General features: G+C 58.9%; 25 protein-coding genes and 1 tRNA gene. 11 read left to right on the top strand and 15 right to left on the bottom strand.

The annotated features are described in order from the left end of the window. Window positions 1–120 precede the first annotated feature (120 nt). Window positions 121–981 carry an acetylglutamate kinase gene (gene argB / locus phaeop14_RS14160; protein WP_040174765.1) on the bottom strand — a complete coding sequence of 287 codons (861 nt, stop codon included), beginning with the start codon at window positions 979–981 and terminating at the stop codon, window positions 121–123. 215 nt (window positions 982–1,196) lie between these two features. Here argB and phaeop14_RS14155 point away from each other — a divergent pair, with 215 nt between their 5' ends. Next, window positions 1,197–1,925 (top strand): SDR family NAD(P)-dependent oxidoreductase, encoded by a 729-nt coding sequence (locus phaeop14_RS14155; protein WP_040174764.1) that lies wholly within the window; start codon window positions 1,197–1,199, stop codon window positions 1,923–1,925. Window positions 1,926–2,015: 90 nt separating this feature from the next. On the opposite strand, the gene yihA is transcribed toward phaeop14_RS14155, so the two are convergent. The 5 genes from yihA to ttcA form a co-directional block, all read right to left on the bottom strand. Further along, window positions 2,016–2,666, bottom strand: coding sequence for a ribosome biogenesis GTP-binding protein YihA/YsxC (gene yihA / locus phaeop14_RS14150; RefSeq protein ID WP_040174763.1), 651 nt, complete (start codon window positions 2,664–2,666; stop codon window positions 2,016–2,018). Next, the gene (locus tag phaeop14_RS14145; protein ID WP_096789920.1) at window positions 2,666–3,418 is read right to left on the bottom strand and encodes an MOSC domain-containing protein; all 753 of its coding nucleotides are present in this window, start codon (window positions 3,416–3,418) and stop codon (window positions 2,666–2,668) included. The genes yihA and phaeop14_RS14145 overlap by 1 nt, the downstream gene beginning before the upstream one ends. Further along, window positions 3,415–5,226 (bottom strand): membrane protein insertase YidC, encoded by a 1,812-nt coding sequence (yidC, locus tag phaeop14_RS14140; RefSeq protein ID WP_096789919.1) that lies wholly within the window; start codon window positions 5,224–5,226, stop codon window positions 3,415–3,417. Before yidC ends, phaeop14_RS14145 begins: the two co-directional genes overlap by 4 nt. Window positions 5,227–5,660: 434 nt before the next feature. Continuing rightward, complete coding sequence (locus tag phaeop14_RS14135; protein WP_040174755.1) at window positions 5,661–7,205, bottom strand: putative bifunctional diguanylate cyclase/phosphodiesterase; 1,545 nt, start codon at window positions 7,203–7,205, stop codon at window positions 5,661–5,663. Between the two features lie 66 nt (window positions 7,206–7,271). Continuing rightward, window positions 7,272–8,159: a tRNA 2-thiocytidine(32) synthetase TtcA gene (gene ttcA, locus phaeop14_RS14130; protein ID WP_040180826.1), complete on the bottom strand. Its 888-nt coding sequence runs from the start codon at window positions 8,157–8,159 to the stop codon at window positions 7,272–7,274. 164 nt (window positions 8,160–8,323) lie between these two features. On the opposite strand from ttcA, the gene phaeop14_RS14125 reads away from it, so the two are divergent. Beyond that, window positions 8,324–8,896 carry a DUF3833 domain-containing protein gene (locus tag phaeop14_RS14125; protein WP_096789918.1) on the top strand — a complete coding sequence of 191 codons (573 nt, stop codon included), beginning with the start codon at window positions 8,324–8,326 and terminating at the stop codon, window positions 8,894–8,896. A gap of 5 nt (window positions 8,897–8,901) precedes the next feature. Here the strand turns inward: phaeop14_RS14125 and yidD are convergent, their stop codons facing one another. From yidD to rpmH, 3 genes are all read right to left on the bottom strand, one after another. Next, a complete protein-coding gene (gene yidD / locus phaeop14_RS14120) occupies window positions 8,902–9,174 on the bottom strand; it encodes a membrane protein insertion efficiency factor YidD (protein ID WP_040174873.1) in 273 nt (90 codons plus the stop codon). Between the two features lie 94 nt (window positions 9,175–9,268). Continuing rightward, entirely contained in the window at window positions 9,269–9,721 is a 453-nt protein-coding gene (gene rnpA / locus phaeop14_RS14115) for a ribonuclease P protein component (protein ID WP_040174748.1), read from the bottom strand. Between the two features lie 26 nt (window positions 9,722–9,747). Further along, entirely contained in the window at window positions 9,748–9,882 is a 135-nt protein-coding gene (rpmH, locus tag phaeop14_RS14110; protein WP_005980833.1) for a 50S ribosomal protein L34, read from the bottom strand. 399 nt (window positions 9,883–10,281) lie between these two features. Between rpmH and phaeop14_RS14105 the strand changes: the two genes are divergently transcribed. From phaeop14_RS14105 to phaeop14_RS14090, 4 genes are all read left to right on the top strand, one after another. Next, a complete protein-coding gene (locus phaeop14_RS14105; protein ID WP_096789917.1) occupies window positions 10,282–11,085 on the top strand; it encodes a TVP38/TMEM64 family protein in 804 nt (267 codons plus the stop codon). A gap of 2 nt (window positions 11,086–11,087) precedes the next feature. Beyond that, on the top strand, window positions 11,088–12,509 hold the full coding sequence (locus phaeop14_RS14100) for a dihydrolipoyl dehydrogenase family protein (protein ID WP_096789916.1): 1,422 nt from the start codon (window positions 11,088–11,090) through the stop codon (window positions 12,507–12,509). A 16-nt stretch (window positions 12,510–12,525) separates the two neighbouring features. After that, entirely contained in the window at window positions 12,526–13,914 is a 1,389-nt protein-coding gene (locus phaeop14_RS14095) for a sensor histidine kinase (RefSeq protein WP_040174739.1), read from the top strand. A 110-nt stretch (window positions 13,915–14,024) separates the two neighbouring features. Further along, window positions 14,025–14,101: transfer RNA gene (locus phaeop14_RS14090), tRNA-Arg, on the top strand. Window positions 14,102–14,400: 299 nt separating this feature from the next. Here the strand turns inward: phaeop14_RS14090 and phaeop14_RS14085 are convergent. Both phaeop14_RS14085 and phaeop14_RS14080 read right to left on the bottom strand, forming a co-directional pair. Then, complete coding sequence (locus tag phaeop14_RS14085; protein WP_145957410.1) at window positions 14,401–14,715, bottom strand: hypothetical protein; 315 nt, start codon at window positions 14,713–14,715, stop codon at window positions 14,401–14,403. Beyond that, entirely contained in the window at window positions 14,712–15,602 is an 891-nt protein-coding gene (locus tag phaeop14_RS14080) for a DMT family transporter (protein WP_096789914.1), read from the bottom strand. Before phaeop14_RS14080 ends, phaeop14_RS14085 begins: the two co-directional genes overlap by 4 nt. Window positions 15,603–15,677: 75 nt before the next feature. Here phaeop14_RS14080 and phaeop14_RS14075 point away from each other — a divergent pair, with 75 nt between their 5' ends. Next, window positions 15,678–16,034 carry a winged helix-turn-helix transcriptional regulator gene (locus tag phaeop14_RS14075; RefSeq protein ID WP_040174736.1) on the top strand — a complete coding sequence of 119 codons (357 nt, stop codon included), beginning with the start codon at window positions 15,678–15,680 and terminating at the stop codon, window positions 16,032–16,034. Window positions 16,035–16,280: 246 nt separating this feature from the next. Here phaeop14_RS14075 and phaeop14_RS14070 read toward each other — a convergent pair whose 3' ends face one another. Then, the gene (locus phaeop14_RS14070) at window positions 16,281–16,847 is read right to left on the bottom strand and encodes a cysteine hydrolase family protein (protein WP_040174734.1); all 567 of its coding nucleotides are present in this window, start codon (window positions 16,845–16,847) and stop codon (window positions 16,281–16,283) included. Between the two features lie 77 nt (window positions 16,848–16,924). Between phaeop14_RS14070 and phaeop14_RS14065 the strand changes: the two genes are divergently transcribed. Further along, window positions 16,925–17,863 (top strand): GlxA family transcriptional regulator, encoded by a 939-nt coding sequence (locus phaeop14_RS14065; protein WP_096789913.1) that lies wholly within the window; start codon window positions 16,925–16,927, stop codon window positions 17,861–17,863. A gap of 441 nt (window positions 17,864–18,304) precedes the next feature. On the opposite strand, the gene phaeop14_RS14060 is transcribed toward phaeop14_RS14065, so the two are convergent. The 3 genes from phaeop14_RS14060 to phaeop14_RS20095 all read right to left on the bottom strand — a co-directional run bounded on the left by phaeop14_RS14060 (window position 18,305) and on the right by phaeop14_RS20095 (window position 20,273). After that, window positions 18,305–19,072, bottom strand: a complete 768-nt coding sequence (locus phaeop14_RS14060; protein WP_193438252.1) for an imm11 family protein — start codon at window positions 19,070–19,072, stop codon at window positions 18,305–18,307. An 11-nt stretch (window positions 19,073–19,083) separates the two neighbouring features. After that, window positions 19,084–19,272 (bottom strand): hypothetical protein, encoded by a 189-nt coding sequence (locus tag phaeop14_RS19650; RefSeq protein WP_123580062.1) that lies wholly within the window; start codon window positions 19,270–19,272, stop codon window positions 19,084–19,086. An 836-nt stretch (window positions 19,273–20,108) separates the two neighbouring features. Next, window positions 20,109–20,273, bottom strand: coding sequence for a hypothetical protein (locus tag phaeop14_RS20095; RefSeq protein WP_199537628.1), 165 nt, complete (start codon window positions 20,271–20,273; stop codon window positions 20,109–20,111). Between the two features lie 559 nt (window positions 20,274–20,832). Here phaeop14_RS20095 and phaeop14_RS14050 point away from each other — a divergent pair. The 3 genes from phaeop14_RS14050 to phaeop14_RS20090 all read left to right on the top strand — a co-directional run bounded on the left by phaeop14_RS14050 (window position 20,833) and on the right by phaeop14_RS20090 (window position 22,476). After that, window positions 20,833–21,741, top strand: coding sequence for a helix-turn-helix transcriptional regulator (locus tag phaeop14_RS14050; RefSeq protein ID WP_052465679.1), 909 nt, complete (start codon window positions 20,833–20,835; stop codon window positions 21,739–21,741). Window positions 21,742–21,847: 106 nt separating this feature from the next. Then, on the top strand, window positions 21,848–22,138 hold the full coding sequence (locus tag phaeop14_RS14045) for a putative quinol monooxygenase (protein WP_096789912.1): 291 nt from the start codon (window positions 21,848–21,850) through the stop codon (window positions 22,136–22,138). Next, on the top strand, window positions 22,138–22,476 hold the full coding sequence (locus phaeop14_RS20090; RefSeq protein WP_096789911.1) for an antibiotic biosynthesis monooxygenase: 339 nt from the start codon (window positions 22,138–22,140) through the stop codon (window positions 22,474–22,476). Before phaeop14_RS14045 ends, phaeop14_RS20090 begins: the two co-directional genes overlap by 1 nt. The last annotated feature ends 139 nt before the right edge of the window (window positions 22,477–22,615 follow it).

Raw genomic sequence — 22,615 nt, 5'->3', positions numbered from 1 at the left:
GCCTGTCCGTGTCGGGGGGGCTGGTCATGGCCCCAGTCTAGCGCAGTTTGGCCAGTTTCCCTAAGGGGATTTCACTGTCGTCAATTGGGCGTAAAGCGCGCCGAAGCAATCAAGTAAAGCTCAGGGGCGGATCATCGACCCGGCCCCGTGGTCGGTGAACAGCTCCAGCAGCACCGCGTTGGGCACCCGTCCGTCGACGATGGTACAGGCCCGCACACCGCTGCGGACGGCCGACAGTGCGGTTTCGGTTTTCGGGATCATGCCGCCGATGATCACACCGTCGCGGGTCATCGCCTCGACGTCGGCGGCTTTCAACTCTGTAACCACCTCACCTGCGCCGTTCTTGACGCCGGAGACATCAGTGAGCAGCAGCAGCCGGTCGGCCTTCAACGCGGAGGCAATGGCCCCAGCGGCGGTGTCGCCATTGATGTTGAAGGTCTCGCCATTGGGGCCTGCGCCAATGGGGGCAATGACCGGGATCATGTCCTGTTCAAACAGGTGGTGGAGCACGGAGGGGTCCATCTGCGACGGGGTCCCGACAAAGCCGAGATCCGGGTCCGCCTGGGTGCAGGTGATGAGATTTGCATCCTTGCCCGAAAGGCCAACACCGGCGCCGCCTTGACGGTTGATCGCCTGCACGATGCGTTTGTTCACCACGCCGGACAGCACCATTTCGACCACATCCATGGTGGCAGCATCGGTGACCCGCTTGCCGTTCACGAAATCGGATTTGATCTGCAGTTTTTCCAGCATGGCATTGATCATCGGGCCGCCGCCATGAACGATAACCGGATTCACCCCGACCTGCCGCAACAGCACGATGTCGCGGGCAAAGGTTTCCATCGCCTCGTCGCTGCCCATGGCGTGGCCACCCAGTTTGATCACGACGATGGCACCGTCATAGCGCTGCAGATAAGGCAGGGCGCTTGAGAGGGTCTCGGCTGTAGCAATCCAATCGCGGTTCATGTCTTGTTTCTTCATCGTTGCAATCCCTGGAACTGGCCGCAGCAAACGGCGCAGGCGTGGGCCATGTGTTACGCGGTTCTGCTCGCTGTGCCAAGCATCGGGCAGAGTATTCGCCCCATTGCAGTTGCCTGTTGGGGTGCTAGGTTCGCCTCAACGTGCCGATGATGTGGCGCCGATCGTCTGACTGTCAGACGGAACCTCGGGACTGGCTTTGGGCCAAGGATGGTAACATGCGCAAGAAGACCCTGTTGTTGACCGGTGCAAGCCGGGGCATCGGCCATGCGACGGTGCAGCGGTTCAATGCCGAAGGCTGGCGGGTGATCACCTGTTCGCGCCAGCCCTTTCCTGCCGAATGCCCCTGGGGGGGAGGGCAGGAAAACCATGTGCAGGTGGACCTCTCCGACCCGACGGACACCATCAACAAGGTGGGGGAAATACAGGAGCTACTGAACGGGCAGCTGGATGCGCTGGTCAACAATGCCGGCGTGTCGCCCAAGGGACCAAAGGGCGAGCGGCTGAGCACGCTGGACACCGACCTGATGACCTGGGGCAAGGTGTTCCACGTGAATTTCTTTGCCTCTGTGGTGCTGGCACGGGGACTGAAGGATGAGCTGGCCGCGGCCAAGGGATCTGTTGTCAATGTAACGTCGATTGCGGGCAGCCGGGTGCATCCCTTTGCCGGGGCGGCCTATGCCACATCCAAGGCGGCCCTGGCGGCGCTGACGCGCGAGATGGCCCATGATTTCGGCCCGCTGGGCGTGCGGGTCAATGCGATTGCGCCGGGAGAGGTGGAGACCGCGATTCTGTCGCCGGGCACCGACAAGATCGTGAAGAAACTGCCGCTGCAGCGTCTGGGCCAGCCGGAGGAGGTGGCCGCGGCGATCTACTATCTGTGTTCGGACCAAAGCTCTTATATCTCGGGTGCGGAGATTGAGGTGAACGGCGCCCAACACGTCTGATATCGGCTCTACCTTGCGGATTAGAGACAAAACGCCCCCGGATCAGCGGATCACGGGGGCGTTTGACATGTCACTGAAAGGGAGCTGGCGTCATTCCAGCCCGGCGATGATGGACCGCAGGGTGGCGATACCGTCGCCCTTCTCTGAGGAGGTCAGGACAATCTCGGGATAGGCGGCAGGGTGTTTGGACAGGGCGCTGCGCACCTGTTCCATCACCGCGGCGCGGTCCTTGTCCTTGACCTTATCCGCCTTGGTCATCACGCATTGGAAGGTTACGGCAGAGCTGTCCAACCGGGTCATGATCTCGTCATCGACCTTCTTGATCCCATGACGGCTGTCGATCAGCACAAAGGCGCGACGCAGGGTCTGACGGCCGGAGAGATATTGTTTCAGCAGGCGCTGCCATTTCTCCACCACGGGCAGGGGCGCATTGGCATAGCCATAGCCGGGCAGGTCGACCAGATAGAGCTCTGGCCCTTGGGTGAAATAGTTGATTTCCTGTGTGCGCCCCGGCGTGTTGGAGGCACGGGCCAGACCTTTGGTGCCGGTGAGGGCGTTGATCAGGCTGGATTTGCCCACATTGGAGCGGCCGGCAAAGCAGACCTCGATGCGGTCGGCAGGCGGCAGGCCTGACATCGCAACCACGCCTTTGACAAATTCCGATTGTCCGGCAAACAGCTTGCGACCCTTCTCGGTCATGATTTCATCTGGCGTCTCGGCCAGGGGGAACGGCATCTGCATCAGAGCACCTTTACAGTATCGCCGACGCGGATCGCGCCGTCTTGGATGACCTCTGCATAGACAGCAAAGTCCTGATGACCCCAGCTCTCGCGCAGGGTCTTCAGCGTATCGGCGTCGCGGACGCCGGTCTCGGGGTTGGTTGTGGTTGCAAGGCAGCGCACGGTGCGCTCGCGGACGGTCAGCACCGCCTCGCCAATCTGGACATTGCGGCCGATCCAGTCGTTTTCCTCCCAGGCGGTGTCTGTGTCGAACCAGATGTTGCCGCGCCAGCGCTGCGGGGACAGCGGATTGCCGATGGCGGTCTCCACCGCGCGGTGAGAGGCCCAGTTGCACAGGCTGATCGACGGGAAATCGCTGTCGGTCATGCCCCGTCCCGGCACCCGCAGAATACGGGCGGAGGCGGCGCGATCTTCGGGCATCAGGGGGCGTACCCAGTCAAGGAACCGGGGCAGGTCAGCCGCGCTATCAGGATTGAAGGTCAGCGCATCCTGCGTCGGGTGGGTCAGTGTCACCGCGCCCTTAGCCGCGTCGTAAACCGCCTCAATCGCCATCAGCTGTGGGGCCTTGGCCACACGGCTGAAGTTGGCGCAGGGCACCCAGGCGCTGCCGTCAGCCTTGGAGGCCTCATGGGCAACCGCCCAAACGCGATCGCCGGGCAGACACTGCCCGGCGACCAAAGAGGCGCTCTCCAGCGGCTCCCGACCATGTGATTTGATCGGATGCCGCCAGATATGAGTTATGCCTTCGCTCATTTCTTTTCAGCCTTCGGCGTCTTTTTGAAGCCAGATTTGATATTGCCGAACACATCGGGTTTGTAGCCGTGGCTGCGCATAATCAAATACTGCTGGGTAAAGGTGATGGTGTTGTTCGCAATCCAGTAAACCACCAGACCCGAGGCAAACCCGCCCAGCATGAACATGAAGACCCAAGGCATCCAGGCAAAGATCATCTGCTGAGTCGGATCGGTCGGCGCCGGGTTCAGTTTCTGCTGCAACCACATGGAGATACCCAGAAGGATCGGCAGAATCCCGATGAAGATCGTCGCCATCAGCGTGCCTTCGACCGGGGCGGCAAAGGGCAGCAGGCCGAAGAGGTTCATGATCGAGGTCGGATCTGGCGCGCTCAGATCCTGGAACGGACCAAAGAACGGCGCGTGGCGCAACTCCAGCGTAACGAAAATCACCTTGTAGAGCGAGAAGAAGATCGGGATCTGGATCAGGATCGGCAGACAGCCGGCGGCCGGGTTGACCTTTTCCTTCTTGTAGAGCGCCATCATCTCCTGCTGGAGCTTCTGACGGTCGTCGCCCGCTTTCTCCTTGATTTCCTCCATCCGCGGCTGCAGCTCTTTCATCTTCGCCATGGAGGCATAAGATTTATACGCCAACGGGAAGACCAGAAGCTTGATCAGCACGGTCAGGCCGATGATCGCCCAGCCCATGTTGCCGATCAGCGCGTTCAGCCAGTGCAGGACCGCAAAGATCGGTTTGGTCAGGAAGAAGAACCAACCCCAGTCGATGCTGTCGAGGAAGCCCTCGATGCCGTCTTTCTGGTAGCCGCGAATGGTGGCCCATTCCTTGGCGCCGGCAAACAGCATGGTGGTGGCTTCAGAGGTGTCGCCATCCGCCACTGTGACGGTCGGCAGCACGATATCGGTCTGATAGATCTCGCGACGCTCGTCGAATTTGGCGATGGAACGAAAGGCCTGACCCGGCTCTGGCACGAGGGTCGACATCCAGTAGTGGTCGGTGAAACCGATCCAGCCATTGGTTTCAACCTGGGTCACCTCGGCGCGGGCACCGCTGCGGGCGTCCACCTCGAAATCGGTCATGTCGTCATAGTCGATTTCGGCGAGGGTGCCGTCCGCCATGCCAATCACGCCCTCATGCAGGATGAAGAAGTTCTTCAGATCCTGCGGCTCGCCATGGCGGGCCAGCGTGCCGTAAGGCGCCAGCGCGACGGTGTTGCCGGAGGCGTTGGTGACCGATTGCGTGATGGTGAAGAGATAATCCTGATCAACCGCGATGGTGCGGTTGAAGGTCAGCCCCTTGCCATTGTCCCAGGTCAGGGTGACCGGGCTGTCCGGCGTCAGGGTTGCGTCACCTTCGGCCTGCCACAGGGTGTTGGCACCGGGCACATCATCAGGGCCAAGACCAGCACCCGGCGCCCAGCCATAGAGCGCGTAATAGGCGTTCGGATCACCGGCGGGGGACAGCATCTTGACGATGGCGGCATCCTCTTCCAGCGAGACGCGGTAGTCCTTGAGGGACAGGTCGTCAAGACGCCCGCCCAGCAGGGAGATGGTGCCGGAGACGCGGGGCGTGTCGATGGTGAGACGCGGCGCATCGGCGACCGCGTCTGCCTCAGCGGTGACAGCGGCGCCTTCGCTGCCAGCTGCGGGGCTGGCGGCGGCTGGCGCGGTCACGACGTCGCCCGCAGGCGCAGTCTCGGCCACAACAGCGTCCGGCTGCGGTTCCGGCGGTGGGAAAAAGACATACCACCCCAGAATCACCAGGAAGCTAAGCGCGGTTGCGAGAAGAAGGTTTTTGTTCTGATCGTCCATTGGGGACCGCCACCTCGTGTATGGAATGACAGGGTGTGGTTCAACAGAGATGCCCCCCAAAGGTCAAGCGGAATCGCCCCCATGGCGGCCTCGCGACGCGGATGACGGGGTATTTCCTTGTATCACCGCTGTAAAAGGTCGAATTGCCGCCTCACGACGAGTGGAAGGGCGGGCGGCAGGGGAGCGGGTCGGGCTGAGGTCACCACGCAGGGTCACATCAGATCCGCATCAAGCCCAACCTCAGAATAGGCAGGCTCTGGAAGGCGGGGCGTTGGCTGGAACGGAAGGCTAGAGGCGCAGGGTCCGGCGACGGGATTGGCAGGCAAGACGGGCGGCCCGCTGAGGTAGCCAACCTGCGACCGGTCAGATTGGTCATGGTCAGGGGGGGGCGCTGTGTGCTCGGGGCTGGATGCCTTGCGCAATGACTGTATGGATTAGTTGCCCTGACGCCCTATCGTGGGCGCCTCTTGCAACTTGGCCTCATGCGCGGCGATCCAGTCGAGTGTTTGGTCAAACGGCATGGGGCGGCCAATGCCAAAGCCCTGCACATGATCACAACCCAGCTGCGACAGGAGCGCGTGTTCACCGACGGTCTCCACCCCCTCGGCGAGGGTGGCCAGATCCAGCCGTTCGGCCATGGTCAGGATAGCAGCGATCAGTTTTTGCTGTTCGGGATCGCGGTCCGCCTTCATCACGAAAGAGCGGTCAATCTTGATCCGCGAGACGCGGAACCGCTGAACCGCCGCAATGGAGGCATGGCCGGTGCCAAAATCATCCAGATCAATACCGCAGCCCAATTCGCCAAGGGCGGCGATATTGCGCACGATCATATCATCCGGACGATCCGTCATCACGGTTTCGAGGATCTCTATGCTGAGCCGATCCGGCGTGAGGCCAAACCGCTCCAGCTCCCAGCTGATCCGCTCGACCAGATTGGCGTTGCGCAACTCATCCGTGGCGAAGTTCACGCCGACAGAGGGTACGTTGAGGCCAGCCGCATCCCAGGCCTTCAGCGCGGTCAGTGCGTTGTAGAGCATGATTTCGCTCAGACGCTCCATCAGGCCGGCGCTTTCCAAGGTCGGGAGGAAGGACATCGGCGCGATCATGCCGCGCACCGGATGGGCCCAGCGGGCCAAGGCCTCGAACCCGGAGACACGGCCGGTGTCGGTGCAGATCTGTGGCTGGAACCAAGCCTGGATCTGGCCATTTTCCAGCGCCTCAGTCACCTCATCCAACATATCGCCGCGGGCCTTGCTGCGCTGATCCATCTCGGGAGAGAAGGCGCGAATGCCGGAGGGGCCGTTGTTCTGAGCATCCAGCAAGGCGGTGCAGGCCGCGCCCATCCAGTCGTTGCCGGTTGGTCTGGGGCTGCGGCTATGAAGGCAGAAGCCGACCGAACAGGAGATGTAAAGCGACGCGCCATCCACTGCGATCGGCTCTTCAATGGAGGATTGTAGGCGCCCGGCCATCTGGATCGCCAGTTCGAGATCCATCTGCAAAACCGGCGTGAGGCAGATGGCGAAACGCGAATCACCTATGCGGGCGACGTAATCCTGCGGGCGCAAGATAGACATAATGCGGTCACCACAGCGGTTGACCAGCTGATCGGCGGTTTCCTGTCCGTGGCGCTGTGCCAGCTCCTTGAATTCATCAAGTTCGACGATGAAGACCGCAGACCGCAGGCCAGTATCGGCGGCGCTATCATAGATCTCGGAGACGATTTCATCGAATCCCTCGCGCAGCATCATCCCGGTAAGGCTGTCGCGGGGCATGGTCGGGCGACGGAAATAGGCAAATCCGCCTGAAGCGGCAAAGATCAGCGGCAGACCGAGGGCCACGGCCAGCAATGCCGCCTCGCCGCCCAGCCAGAAGGTTGCCAGTGTAAGGGCCGGCAAAAACGCAAGCAGCGGCGGCCCGAGCAGCACCGGGGCAATCCGTTTCCTGACCTGTGTCAGCGTCTGCGACAGCGTTTTTGTCATCTGTAGACCTTTCACCTACGGCATATGGCGCCTGCTGTAGACTAAGGTCGCGGTCTGACCGGCAAGTTAACGCAAATCGGGAATCTCATCGGAATCTGCCCTCAAATCGGGATTTTTCAGCATAAGCGCAGAAAAATCGAACAGTTTGGGGTCCAGAAGATGCGACGGGCGGGCATTCATCAGGGCGCGGAACATCACTTGACGGCGTCCCGGGCTGTTTGATTCCCACTGATCGAGAATCTGTTTGACCTGCTGGCGCTGCAATCCGTCCTGACTGCCGCAGAGATCGCAGGGAATGATCGGGTAATTCAATGCTTTGGCGAATTTCTCGCAATCCGCTTCGGCAACATGCGCGAGGGGGCGGAACACGAACAGATCCCCTTCCTCATTGACCAGCTTTGGCGGCATGGTTGCCAGACGGCCGCCGTGGAAGAGGTTCATAAAGAAGGTCTCAAGAATATCGTCGCGGTGATGGCCAAGAACCACGGCAGAGCAGCCTTCCTCACGGGCGATCCGGTACAGGTTGCCGCGCCGCAGACGCGAGCAGAGGGCGCAAAATGTGCGCCCCTGCGGGACCTTATCCATCACGATGCTGTAGGTGTCCTGATATTCGATGCGGTGCGGGACCCCCATCTTCTCCAGAAACTCGGGCAGCACGGTGGCTGGAAATCCGGGCTGACCCTGATCCAGATTGCAGGCGAGCAGATCCACCGGCAAAAGCCCGCGCCACTTCAGTTCATAGAGAACCGCAAGCAGGGTATAGCTGTCCTTGCCACCGGAGAGGCAGACCAACCATTTCGGCGTGCTGCCGTCCTCGCGCCGTTCCACCATGCCGTATTGGTCGATCGCCTCGCGCGCGTAGCGCACGATCCGTTTGCGGAGCTTCTTGAACTCCGTCGTCGAGGGGGCGCCGGCGAACAGCGGGTGGATATCGTCCAGATCATCATCAAGCATGGGCGCGCCCTAGCCGAGGATCGGCGTTTTGCCAAGAAGAAATGGCTCCGCAGGCGCGTCGCAATGCCAGGATCGGAGGGCAGGCCGGGTGGCAGAGTCATCCAAAACCGGGGCCGCTGCGTAGCCAACAGCGAGAGACACAAGACAAAGATGAGGTGTGCGACATGGCATTTGTGACGGAAACACCACGGCGGTTTCGGTTTGGGCGCTGGGCGGCTCTTGGCGCGGGGGCAGCAGCTGTAGCGGCATTGGCGTCTTGCGGGCGGCCCAGTCTGACGGATGAAAAGCTAAGTGATAAGACCTTCAATCTGGAGGAGTATTTTGAAGGTAAGACGGTAGCTTATGGGCAGTTCGCGGATCGGTTCGGCACTGTGCGGCGCCGGTTCAAGGTGGATATCACCGGTGAGTGGGACGGCCGTGTACTGACGCTGGCGGAGAATTTCCGCTACGCCGATGGCAGTACCGAGCAGCGGATCTGGTCGCTGACCAAGACCGGGGAGAACACCTGGGAGGGCAGCGCCGATGGGGTTCAGGGCATCGCCAAGGGTGAAGAGCGCGGGGACACCTTCAACTGGGGCTACACAATTGATCTGCCGGTGCCCGGGGCCGACACCATGCGGGTGACATTTGATGACTGGATGTGGCTTCTGGAGGACGGCAGGTTGCTGAACAAAGCATATATGAGCCGCTATGGCGTCACGCTGGGCGAAGTCACGATTTTCTTTGAGAAGCTCTGAACGGGTTATCTGGGGCCAGCAGCCGGGTCCTGTTTGGCCCGGTCATGGTCGGGGTCACAGCCGGGCACCGGATCGTAGCCATCCCCGCCGAGGGGGTGGCAGCGCCCGATTCTGCGCGCGGTGAGCCAGGCGCCCCTGATGGCGCCGTGTTTCTCCAGTGCCTCCAGCGCATAGGCTGAGCAAGTGGGCTGGTAGCGGCAGTTGAAGCCGACCCATGGGCTGAACAGCAGCCGGTAGGCGCGCACAGGCAGAGCGAAGAGATGGGCGAGCAGGGTCATGGCGCATAGATAGGCGCGATCGAGCCCCATAGCAATCTGCGGGGGTGTCGCGGCTGCCGGGGGAGGGCGCACCAGCAGGCGCGGCCTGATGGGACTACTTGCCGTGAATTTTCTTCAACGCGTAGATCAGATCGTTTTTCAGATCGTCGAACGGGCGGTCAGCGGTCCCACCGGCACGGCCAATCAGCACATAATCCCAGCCAGTGCGGCCGTGGATTGGCAGAATCATCCGCGCCACCTCGCGCAAGCGGCGTTTGGCGCGGTTGCGGGCTACCGCATTGCCGACCTTTTTGGAGCAGGTAAAGCCCATGCGAATGCCATCGCCGACGGGATCATCAGCGTGGCGTTTGCGGCCCTGAACCATCATCCCCTTGGTGCCCTGACGCCGTGCCCGCGCCGCCGCGAGAAAATCACGGCGCTTGGCGATCACAACGGGTTGCGGCTGGGGGAGGCTGCGTGCGGGTGTTTCAGACGCAGAAACGGACACCGCCGGAGACCTGGTCCCTTGGGCAGCTGAGCCATCCTTGGGGGTCTCCGGCGGTGTCATGTCCGTCTGAACAGTGCTGGGCGCGATTACGCGCTCAGCGACTTACGACCGCGTGCGCGGCGTGCGTTCAGGATCTTGCGGCCTGCCTTGGTGGCCATGCGCGCACGGAAGCCGTGGCGGCGTTTGCGAACCAGGTTCGAAGGCTGATAGGTGCGTTTCATCGCTCCGGTCTCCAACTGTTTACATCGGGACGGCGCGGAATCGGCCACCCGGGGGTCTATCTCGAAGCCCGGTCTCTAGAAGGGAATGACCTGCGAGTCAAACCCCAACGCTGTTGTTTTCTGCACGAAATGCAACATTTCCATGAAAACCGGACGCTGGAGGCTCTCTAACAGAAGAGAATTGTAACAGACAGGGGGCAGATTGGTGTTTGGCTCACTTTTTCGCAGGGGATGATCAAGCGGACGTGAAGAGGTGGCGCATGGTCTCGTGCAGGGCCTATTTACCGGATAGCCAGAGACAAAGCCCATAGGGCCTATGTCGACCAATCCGAATAACCGCAGCTGCGGGACGATGAACGACCGGTCAGCCATGGCCCCAGACAGCAGGATTTACATAAGATGCCCGATCAGTCCGACCAGCCAGATATCGGAGATAATTCACAGACCCAGACCCCCGCAGACGAATCGGGGGGGAGGGGCGAGAAAAAACCAGCGCTGACCCGGTTTCTGCCGCTGGTGCTGGTGCTGGTGGTTGCGGTGATCGGCGCGATGACCTTGGGCGACTATCTGACGTTTGAGACGCTGCGCGACAACCGGGTGGCGCTGTTGGCGTTTCGTGATGACAATTATCTGGGTCTCGTTGGTCTGTTTGTGCTGGCCTATGTGGTGATTGTCGTTTTCTCGCTGCCCGGTGCGGCTGTGGCCTCTGTCACGGGTGGCTTCCTGTTCGGGTTGGTTGCGGGCACGGTGTTCAATGTGCTGGCGGCCACGGTCGGGGCTGTTGGCATCTTTCTGGCGGCACGTTGGGGGCTTGGGGCGATGCTGACCCACCGGTTGGAAACGGCAGAGGGGCGGGTGCGAATCCTGAAGCAGGCGCTGCGGGAAAATGAGATCGAGGTGCTGCTGCTGTTGCGTTTGGTGCCGGCGGTGCCGTTCTTTGTGGCCAATCTCCTGCCCGCGCTGGTCGGGGTCAAGCTGATCAATTTTCTGTGGACGACGGCAGTGGGCATCATTCCCGGTGCTGTGGTCTTCACCTGGATTGGTGTGGGCCTTGGCGCGGTGTTTGACCGGGGCGAGACGCCGGATCTGTCGATCCTGTGGGAGCCGTTTGTGATCGGGCCGATCCTTGGTCTGTGTGTGTTCGCGGCCCTGCCCATCCTGCTGAAGAAACGCCGCCCTGCAACCCCCGGAAAGGACCAGTGACCATGCATGAGATAACTTGCGATCTTCTGGTGATCGGGGCCGGGTCTGGCGGATTGTCCGTCGCGGCAGGGGCGAGCCAGATGGGCGCCGACGTGGTGCTGCTGGAAGGTCATAAGATGGGCGGCGATTGCCTGAACTACGGCTGTGTGCCGTCCAAATCGCTGCTGGCCAGTGCCAAGGTTGCTTATGGTCAGGCCCATGCCAGCGCCTATGGTGTCGCGGATCAGGCGCCGGTGGTGGATTATGCTGCCGCGAAGGATCATGTGCAGGACGTGATCGCCACCATCGCGCCCGTGGACAGTCAGGAGCGCTTCGAAGGCTTTGGTGTGCGGGTCCTTCGCGACTACGGGCGGTTTGTCGATGATCGCGTGGTCGTGGCGGGTGAGCACCGGATCACAGCCCGCCGGATTGTGATCGCTACGGGGTCCTCTCCGCTCGTGCCGCCCATCGATGGGCTGGCGGATGTGCCCTATTATACCAATGAAACGCTGTTTGAGCTGCGCGAGCGGCCAGAGCATCTGCTGATCATCGGCGGCGGTCCTATCGGTATGGAAATGGCGCAGGCCCATATCCGGCTGGGCAGCAAGGTGACCGTGATCGAGGGCGACCGGGCGCTGGGCAAGGATGACCCGGAGCTGGCAGCCATCGTATTGGACCAGCTGCGCGGCGAAGGTGTCGAGACCGCCGAGGGCGCGCAGGCCGAAACGATCACCTCTACGGAAGCCGGGGGCATTCGCGTGCGCACCAAGGATGGGCGTCAGTTCGACGGCAGCCATCTTTTGATGGCGGTCGGGCGGAAGGCCAATATCGACAAGCTGAATCTGGAAGCCGCTGGGATTGAGACCAATCGCGCGGGAGTGGTGGTTGATGACAGCCTGCGCAGCAGCAATCGCCGGGTTTATGCCATTGGCGATGTGGCAGGCGGGATGCAGTTCACCCATGTGGCGGGGTATCACGCCGGTGTGATCATCCGCTCGATCCTGTTTGGCCTGCCGTCCAAGGCCAAAACCAATCATATCCCCTGGGCGACTTATACCGCGCCGGAACTGGCGCAGGTCGGCCTAACGGAGGCGCAAGCACGCGAGACACATGGCGACCGGCTGGAGGTGGCGCGGTTTGATTATCACCACAACGACCGCGCCCTGGCTGAACGCAAAAGCAAGGGGCTGATCAAGGTGATGGTGGTCAAGGGGCGCCCCGTCGGGGCCTCCGTCGTGGGGTATCAGGCGGGGGAGCTGGTGGCGCTGTGGTCCATGGCCATCGCCAATAACCTGAAGATGAGCCAGGTTGCTGGCATGGTGGCGCCCTATCCCACCATATCGGAGGTGAATAAACGCGTCGCAGGGGCCTATTTCTCGCCACGGCTTTTTGATAGTCCAATGGTGAAACGAGTGGTGCAATTTGTGCAGCGCTGGCTCCCGTAACGCCGGAAGGGGCTGAATGCTCAACACGCTTTCAGGCAGATTCCTGATCCTGACCACGGTCTTCGTGATGTTGGCCGAGATCCTGATCTTTGTGCCCTCCATCTCCCGGTTTCGGCTCGATTATCTGGCAGACCGGCTGGAGCGGGCGCAGATTGCCTCGCTGGCGCTGCTGGCCGATGACATGCTGGAGACCGAGCTGGAGGCTGAGCTGCTGGAAAACGCAGGCGTCTTTAACGTGGTGCTGCGACGGGATGAGGTGCGCCAGCTGGTGCTGTCCTCACCGATCCCGGCCCCGATTTCGGGCACCTATGATTTGCGGATGAGCAGCCCGTTTGCGCTGATTGGCCATGCGATGCAGCGGCTGGTGACGCCGGAAAATCAGATCATCCGGGTAATCGGCGCGCCGGTGCGTGACGCCGGGCTGCTGATCGAGATCACGATTGAGACCGACGGGCTGCGGGCTGCGATGATCGACTATGGCGTGCGCATTCTGCTGTTGTCTGCGGTGATCTCCATCTTTACCGCAGTGCTGTTGTTTGCGGCGGTGCGCCGGTTCATGGTGAAACCGATCAAGGGTGTCATCGGCTATATGCAGCGCTATGCCGCCGCACCGGAGGACGCCCGCGGCATCATTCATCCCACCGCCGGGGTCCGCGAATTGCGTGAGGCGGAAGAGGCGCTGATGCAGTTGCAGACCGAGCTGACACAGGCGCTGAAGCAGCGTGAGCGGCTGGCGCAGCTGGGCGGTGCGGTGGCCAAGGTGAGCCATGATCTGCGCAATATCCTGACCTCGGCGCAGCTGTTCACCGACCGTATCGAGATGAGTGAAGATCCGCTGGTGCGCCGCCTTGCGCCCAAGCTGGTGAATTCGATCACCCGCGCGGTGTCGCTTTGCGAGGGGACGCTGGCGTTTGGCCGGGCGGAGGAACCGGCGCCGACCTTTGGCCGCGTCGCCCTGCATGGGCAGGTGGAGGATATTCTGGAAAGCGAGAGCCTGGCCGGGGGCGCTGAGGGGCGGGTCCGTTTCCTGAATGAGGTGCCTGTGGATCTGAGCCTGCGGGCCGATCCCGAGCAGCTGTTTCGGATCGTGATGAACCTGGTGCGCAACGCGCGTCAGGCGATCGAGGCCACGGGGCAGGAGGGGCAGATCACCCTCTCTGCCCGCGAAGACACCGAAAGCTGGTGGATCTCGGTTGCGGATACCGGCCCCGGTCTACCGCCAAAGGCACGAGAAAACCTCTTTACCCCGTTTCAGGGTGGCATCCGCAAAGGCGGCACCGGCCTGGGCCTTGCCATCGCCGATGAGCTGGCGCGCGGTCATGGTGGCATGGTGGTTCTACGCGAAACCGGTCCGGAGGGCACGGTGTTTGACATCTGCCTGCCCAAGGGGGACGGGACGCTTTGAGGGTTGGTCGGCGGTAACCCATACCGGATGCGCAAAATTACGAAAACCTGCGCCAAGCTGACATTTTAGGCTTGCACCCGCGCGCCGCTGCGCATAAACCCCGCCGCAGTGGACCGATAGCTCAGCTGGATAGAGTACTTGACTACGAATCAAGGGGTCGGGGGTTCGAATCCTCCTCGGTCCGCCACTACCTCCCTTGTGGGACGACACATAGTTTTGCCATTTGGCACCCATAGTCGTTCCACTGGCGATAGACCCTTCATTTTCGTTGATTAGCTGTGTGGCAGTCGGTGATCGCTAATACCGGAATCCGATTAGACAGAGGTGGTTGGGTCTGGCCGCATTTTTCGTGACTGCGGGTCTGCTCACTCAAGGTGCGGACGCGTAAGCCGCAGCTTCCCAAGAACCGAAGTTGACCAATTCTGCAATTGGCTTTCATGAGGCGAAGGCTGCGGAGCATTCTCAACAACCTTCTGTCTATCTTGGCTATTCAGTAGATTTATCTGCTCGCTGGCTGGCGTAAGCTTTGAGCATCATTTCAGTGTACTCAACGGTACTGGAGGTGTGCTCGCCCAACCCCGGCCAAGCAAAAGGCAACTCCCGCAGGCATAGCTCTTGCTCAACATTGATTCCGAGAAGAGCCGCTACCTTCAGAGCAGAAACTGGTTCCTTGTACTCCGGCCAAAGGTCTTCATCAAAGGTGAACCGAGACCGTATTTTCGCTGCAGCCAGGTCGGACACAACAGACGCGCAACAAAGCGCTATTTCGCTGCGGTTGCGCCAATGGCTGCTTTCGGTCACAGCAAAAGAATCATTGAAGTGCCTGCGACTGCCAGAAAAGCTCCGGCAATAGCTTGGAAGCGAGGGATCAAGCCCTCTTTAAGCCAAAGGATAGGAAGTATCAGGACGGGCGAAAGAGAGCCCAAAACGGCGGCGATCCCCGCATCAAGCGATGAGAAGGCATAAAGCAGGAGAGTCGACGAAACGCCATATCCGATAAAACCCGGTAGAATGGTTCTGCCAAGAAGATAGGGCGTGACAAAAGCCTTCGGCTGGAAGGATTTCGCAGGCCAAAGAGCCACAACGGAAATCAGAAATGCCGCTCCCAGCAAGCGCAGTGCCGATACTGCCAGCGGATCGGTTCCGGCCTGCATCGCGGGTTTGACAACAAGAAACCCAAAACCTTGAAACGCAGTAGCGGTGATGCCCAGTACTATGATGATTGCAAGACTGCCAGTCGTCCTGTCGCTTTCTGAGCGTTCGTCGCTGCCGAAAAACACAGCAAGCCCCACGCCAAAAAGAGCTATGGCGGCTCCTATGATGTTATTCAAACCCGGCGTTTCATTAAGCCACACATATGCCATGACACCAACCAGAGGCGCTTTAAGCGACAAGATAAGCTCGGTGCGCCTTGGCCCCCCACGTCGCAAACATTCGATCATGGCGAGATTTCCCAGAACAATGCCGATAACCGTGCTTGCGATAAATGCAGGCCAATAGGCCCATTCGATGGTCGTCCAGTATCCGAGCAGGCTGACAAGGGCAGCTAGGATCGCAGAACATGCAAACAGTTGAATTCGGGTGAATTCGAATGCACCTAACTGACGTGCTGGCCACTGCGCCAGAACGATGCCTGTTGCCCATCCAGAAGACGCCCCAACCGCTGCAAGAACAGGAAGAATAAGCATGACAGTATTCCATAGATTCGCTACACTATCGGTATCAATATATCGCTACACAAAATGTAGCAACAGGAGGTTTCTATGACAGATGGGATACCCGTTCCGGGTCAGCCGGTCAGAGGTTCCAAATCGGGCAAGCCAATCATGGCGCTGTTTGATCTGCTTGGCCGGAGTTGGGCGCTCGGAATTGTGTGGCAACTTTCAGAAAGGCCGCTCACATTTCGTCAAATCCAAACGGCTTGCGAGAAAATGTCCCCGACTATTTTGAACCGACGCCTCAAAGAACTGGTGGCCAGCGATATCGTGGCGCGAAGCGACCATGGCTACCAGCTTACTGACAAAGGTTCGGAGCTATTCACCTTCCTCAAGCCGCTCGGCTCATGGTCTAAGGAATGGGCTGAGGGGCTAACTTCGGACAGTGACGATCGTTGCGGTTAGGACGCTGCCATTTATGCGGAGCGCAGCATTGCTCAATATGGGCTCTTCACCCTATTTCGCCGCTTCCGGCCCGGAGGTCGGCTCATTAAACACGAACGACCGCCCCGCGAAAGAGACCACTGAAGTTCAAGGGTTTAGCCCTTTTCGCTGATGGCCGGTTCCGTCCTGTCCCTATCGAGGTGCTTGCTGCGTTGGCATTCGGCGGCACTGAGCCCGTTTTACCGGATGCTGCGCCGAGATTGAATGTCAGCTTGGTATTGTCGGTTTGATTTCAGAAGTTGGCCGAACGTCAGCGTAACTGGCAGCCAACGGTGCCATGATTGCCGCATGAACCATCGCGGCGGGTACGCTGACATCGTCGTGCAAAACATTGGCGGCAGCGCAGGCATCTTGAGCGACCGTAACTTTAAAGCCCAGATCAACGCCCCCACGGACAGTTGCATCGATGCACATCTGGCTCATGGCGCCACAAATGACGAGGTGACCAATCTGGGCTTTGCGCAATAGCGGCTCTAAATTGGTGCCGACAAAACTGTTTGGCCTGCTTTTTTCGACAATACCTTCACCGGCCTTTGGCGAAACGCGGTGGTGAATTTCCGCTCCCTCGGATTCGGGATGGAAAAATGGGGCCGCATCTGATGCCATCAGATGTCTTACATGGATCACTTTCAAACCGGCATCGCGCGCTGTTGCGAGCAGGTCGGCAGCGTTTTCCACAGCGGCGTCCATGTTTGGCAAAGGCATCTTGCTGCCGTCAAAGCTGGGGAAATAGTCGTTCTGTATATCAATCAGGAGGAGAGCGGATTTGGTCATAGTGTTCTCATTTCAACATTGGTTTGAGTTCATATGCGTGTGTACAACGTGGTGCCATGTGGATACGATTGGCGGAAATGACAGATCATGTGCCAAATACGCCAAAAGTCGCAATTGTCGCTTACTCAGGGGCTCAGCAATCCGCTCTGCACGGGCTTCGAGAGATGTTCGATGTTGGCAATAGTCTTGTTGACGAAGACAATGGTCCGCAGATTGCCCACCAGATCTTGACACCACCCGAATTCGAACATCGACGGGATGTAGACGCTATCATTCTGCCACCGAACCTGACAGGGAAGAGAGGTGGAGATGATCAGGCGCTGCACCGTTGGATTGCACATCAGCATGGCGAGGGTACAATCATTTGCTCTGCCTGCGCAGGAAGCTTCTGGTTGGGACATGCGGGCATTCTAGAAGGGCGTCCCGCTACAACACATTGGGCGCTTGAGGCGGAGTTCAGGTCTCAGTTCCCCAAAGTTCGCTTGAGTCCCGAGCATATACTCGTCGATGACAATGACATCGTGACTGTCGGTGGCGTGATGGCATGGGTGGATTTAGGGATTCATCTGATTGGCCACTGGCTTGGCGCGGTTGTCGTTTCGCGCACCTGCCGCCAGATGTTGATTGATCCGGCGGGTCGGGAACAGCGCAACTATCGTTCTTTCCGCCCCCACATGGCGCATAAGGATCAAACCATCCGAACACTGCAAATCTGGATGGAAGGTAACGTGGAGGCCGATCTTTCAGTTGGGGGTCTGGCCCATAGAGCAGGTCTTTCTGAACGATCACTGCACCGGAAGTTTTTGCACAGCACGAACCTTTCCGTAAACCGATATGTGCAGGAGCTTCGTGTTGAAAAGGCCAGGGGGCTACTCGAACTCACAGCTCTGACGGTTAGCGAGATTTGCTGGCAGGTTGGGTACCAAGATGTTTCTGCATTTAACCGTCTTTTCAAGTCCATTTCTGGCCTCAGCCCTGGTGAGTATCGACAACGTTTCAGAATTCATCCCGAGTAAATGAAGTGAGCGGTTCTCTGTTTGCGGGATCGTCAAGTGCGGGTTCTATTTGTGGTGACCTGCAAACATAATCTGCTCGACCTGCAATCATCGCGATTTTCAGCCCGAATTATTTGCATCTATCGAAGGGGCCAAACCCGAATTATTTGCGAATGAACCCACATTATTTGCAACCAGCCTGCAATCATCCGGTTCAGCTCACAATAAATGCGAACGGAGCTTTCTCTGTGTTTTCAATCATCTGACTTCTCATCGAATTGCCCAGGTACTGAACGTAGATTGTTGGACGAGATTTCGAGACAATATTCTTCAGCGGTTGTGGCACCGTGGATGGCCGTGCTCTGCTGTCTGGAAATCCCCGTTTCCTGAACTGCCCAAGGTCGGCTTAGCCCAGTCCAGTCCCTGGCTGTCTGCGCGGCGAAGGCTCTAGCAGAGCCCAATTTACCGGATGCTGCGCTCTGCATGAATGGCGGTTTTGTTGACTGTCAGCTTGAAACAAGCTTGACGTGCAGCGCAATTCCTTTTTGTAACAGCGCCCGAATAAGCGTTAGGCTTCTTCAAGTTCCTATAGGACAAACCTGTCAACCCGGCTCCGATCAGGCGTTCAGCCAACGTATCCGAAAACAAATATGACATGGATAAAAATTTATCATGCCACATATGATGGCCAGACACTTTTTCCTTGTCGAAAGCAATACGATCCAGGCTCTTATCCCTGTCTTTGTAGTCTTCATTAAACTTATCAATGAACCCGCGATCATTCCTTGGCGGAACACACAGGGTGTCATGCAACGTATCTAATCGCTGGCAAATCACCATCCAATAGCCGTCGCCAATTTTCACTTTCCCTTTGCTGTCATAATATTCCATCGGGAAAAACTGGTGCATTCCAGGTTCAAACTCTTCAACAATATCCTTGAAGGTCTGGTTGACCAAATCAAGACTGCCGGTCTGGCGGTTGACGTCCAGCAACTTCGCGCGCTTGATGCCTGGGCCTGAGCGCTTCAATTTCGTCGGAAAATTCTCGTCAACTTTAACAGAGCGCCCCTTGTGCCAAGAGGACTTGCCAATGCGCACCCCCCCGTCCGGCGTCAAATCGGCGACTTCCGCAGCCCTCAACTTGCCATCCATGCCTTCAAAAAAATTTCCAGGCTCGACGTCCAGGGTCGGATCATAGTCTGTGTTGCCGCCCGCCATCGCATAAACCATGATATACCTCCTTAGTGCTGATGTGGTGTGTCTTCAGAAACGGCCGCGCCTTGTTGCAACGCGCCCATCTTCTCCAGCGCCTCCGCATCCACCAGCTTGGCGATCACCGGATGCAGGCGCAAGTCGCCATCCTTGATCACCTGCTTGAAGTTGCGCAACATTCCCGACAATGAGGCGGGTCGGCTGCACCGCTTCCCCATTTTGAGCTGCATTAAACAGATGAACGTAGAACAACGCACACCGGAACTTCGCAAGGCGCCTGCGAATGACAACTCCGTCCGCAACCTGTAGATTGCCGCTGACAACCTCGCTGCATCCCGAGCGAATGGCCGCGCTTCACGCCGCATGGCGGCGCTGAAGATGATGCAATCTCGGCGATTTTGGTGCTGCGAGCGCACGCAGCGAGAAATGGCAATGGCAGCCTTGGGCTCTTTTCTGCCACTCACCGCGGCCTTTGCAAACGGCTGCTTCGCTGGCTGGGTCAGATATGCTTGACGTTTGGGTCAGAATTGCACGGTGCAATTCACTCATTTATTGAGGTTTTGGCTGCCGATAGAGTCAAAGTTTCGTGACGTTCCACACTCCCTTATAAGAAGACGCGCTGATTTGCGGTATGGCGAAGGTAGCCATCACTGCCCCGTTCTTTCTCTTTCCACATGATCGCTGCTGGTTTGAAGGTAATAGGCTGAGGAAAGCTGTTCCTGTTGATCTGCGACGCGGTGAATAAGGCGGGGTTTGGGATTGCCGTTCGGTGGGCACTGCGGCCCCGCAAGCGCAGCCAGGAAGAGGGTCTGGTCTATTAGGTGGGAGGCGGAAGTCAGCGCGCGCTTTCTGGGCATCACAGGCATTTTGCGTGTCGATACCCCGCTTGCCAAAGGGGCTAAGGGACGGTTCGCCTGCCACCATTTCGACCGTTCTGAAATTTGAGATGCGGCGGCTGAATCGCGTCATCTTATGCGCAACTGTCAGAAAGTACTTTCAGAAACCTTCTAGTCGCGAACGTTTCATCCGACCACGGAGGTCTTTTTGCAATCTCTTACAGCGAGAGATTTGAAAAGGTAAACCGTAAGGCCGGGTCTGCTCTGAATTGATCACTTATTGTGGGCAGGACCAGTCGCAACTGCGCCAACATGTCGTCACCACGACGGGATGCATGCATCAGTGCTATTGGCTTGCCGATAGTCTCACCTCTCGACACCATCCAATCAATGGCATTCTTCAGGCCACCGGGGATCGCAGGGCATATTCAGGGCTTGAGATAATGAGCGCATCGCTTTGCCGCACCTAGTCTGTAAACCTCTGAGCGGCGGGAGGCACCGTGCCATGTTCGGCATCCGACGAGAACACGGGTAAATCGGCTAAGCCAGAAAAACGCCTATCTCGTGGCTGGCAGCAGTGATCTCGGCACCTGCATTTAGCATCGCAGTATTTATCGAACCAGCGCGGGCTCCCAGAAATGGCGAGAATTCTCATGTGCTCACGTCTAGGTCAGAGCGGCGGGGCCTCAATGGCTGCAAAGACCCGCATCGGGTCGGGTTCCTCTGACATTCGATATTCCCCTTAAGACCTTCCCGGTATTGAGCGGCAGCGGGGACGGTTTCAGAACGGTCATGGCGCGTTTGTCAGATGCAATGCGCCAGTTAATCTCGGCAGGTGGTATGTGTGGGGTAGATATTCGCGCTGATTTGCCGCCGGGGGATCCATTGAGGGCATACACAGGCTCTTGTAAGTTTTTTAAAAAAAACTGGGGGATACAAGCGATGATCCGTGGACACCGGATAAAAAATTGCGCTGCCGCTGAGGACAGGATCCTGCTGATCCCCGAGGGGCTTCACGATTTTGCCGGGGCGGAGGTGATCATGACCAGTGGTCGTGCCGGGATCTTTCATAAGCTGCTGTATCAAGATGCCTTTGGGACGGAGTTTCTTTCCAACGCGCCCTGTCTTGCATATGTGCTTCGAGGGCGCGAAACTTTTGTCGACGCGGATGGCGACGAGACAACTGTGGTAACGGGGGACACGCTGCTGGTGCCGCGGCATCATCACATGGTGTCTGAGTTCTCAAGTGAAACGGGGCCGCTTGAGGCGGTCTTGTTCTTTTTTAGCGATGCTGTGATCGCGGAGTTTCTGGCTGCGACCTCACATGGAGTCACAACGGCACCGCGCAGCCGGACTGCCCTGTTTGCGGGGTCGCCATCGCTGCACGAATATGTCAGTGCGCTTCCCCGGGTATATGGCGGCCTGCAAGCCTCTCCCGCACTTGTGAAATCGAAACTGTTGGAGCTGCTGTTGCTGCTGGATCTGCATGACCACCAGGGGCAGCTATGGCGATTTCTTGTCCATGAGAACTCCCAGCGCGCCCGTCGCAATATCAAGCAGGTCATGCGGGCACATGCGCTCGCGGATCTTTCGGTTGCGGATTACGCGACGCTTTCGGGGCGGTCAGTTTCGACCTTTCAGCGTGACTTCAAGCGTGCCTTTGGCGAGGCGCCGAGTGTCTGGCTGCGGCGCGCGCGGCTGGACCATGCTCGGGTCCGGGTGATCGACGGCAAAGATACCATTGCCGACATCGCGCTAGCAGCAGGGTACTCCGACACCTCACATTTCATCAAAGCCTATAAGGCCCATTTCGATCGGACGCCGAAGCAGCACCGTTTGCAACTGGCCTAATCTGGCGTGTGTAACTGACCTATAAACCCGATTTTTGAGGCTGGTTTTCTATCTCTAGATGCAGGTTGCGGTGACACTGCCCCTGTCACAAAGAAGGAGACTATTCATGACGATTTGGGTCACGCTTGAAATGCGCGTAAAGGACGGAGCGTTTGACGCATTGTCAGCGTTTCTGGAGGTAAGCCTGCCAAATGTGCGCGGCTTCGACGGGGCGTTGAGTGTTACGCTTTATTATGATGCGCAAACAATGGCGTTCCTCATCCACGAAGAATGGCTGAGCCGTGAGCACCATCAGGCCTATCTCGCCTTCATTGAAGAACGCGGAGTTATGGCGGCGCTGCTCGGGTTCATGGAGGGGCCACCTAAGGTTACCTACTACGACAGGCTGGTGGTGTGATGGCCGGGTTGTTGCGCCTTTCCCGGCGCAGTGTGGTTGCTGCAATGCCCGTCTGTCTGCTGGCGTGGCGCGCAGCGGCTTGGGGTGTGCCTGACACGCCGGCACCCGGTACTCAGCACGTTTTGCGAGTCGAAACGGGTATATCGGAGGCTGCGGCGGCTTCTCTGGCGACGGCGTTGCGGCGCGCAACAGGATGTCTGCGTGTTGATGTCTTCCGGGGTGAGGGGCAGGAAGTTGCGATGTTCCAACGCTGGCGCACGCAAGCCGATGGCGACGCATTCTGGTTGGGCCAGACCGACGCGCGGGCCTTGGCCTACCTGAGCAGGCTCGAGATCTAACCCGATTATCCGCCAGGGTGTGCGGCGGCGTGGTCATCGGCCTCTGTCGCTGGCGATAGCCTGCAGAGGATATCGATCTGGCGCGTCCTCAATCGGTCACGAAAGACCAATTGGTCTTTCGTGTTTCTCCGGGGCGGTG

The organism is Phaeobacter piscinae, assembly GCF_002407245.1.
Classification (GTDB): Bacteria; Pseudomonadota; Alphaproteobacteria; order Rhodobacterales; family Rhodobacteraceae; genus Phaeobacter; species Phaeobacter piscinae.
The sequence above is the reverse complement of the archived record's forward strand: the minus strand, read 5'-3'. Positions and strand labels throughout refer to the sequence as shown.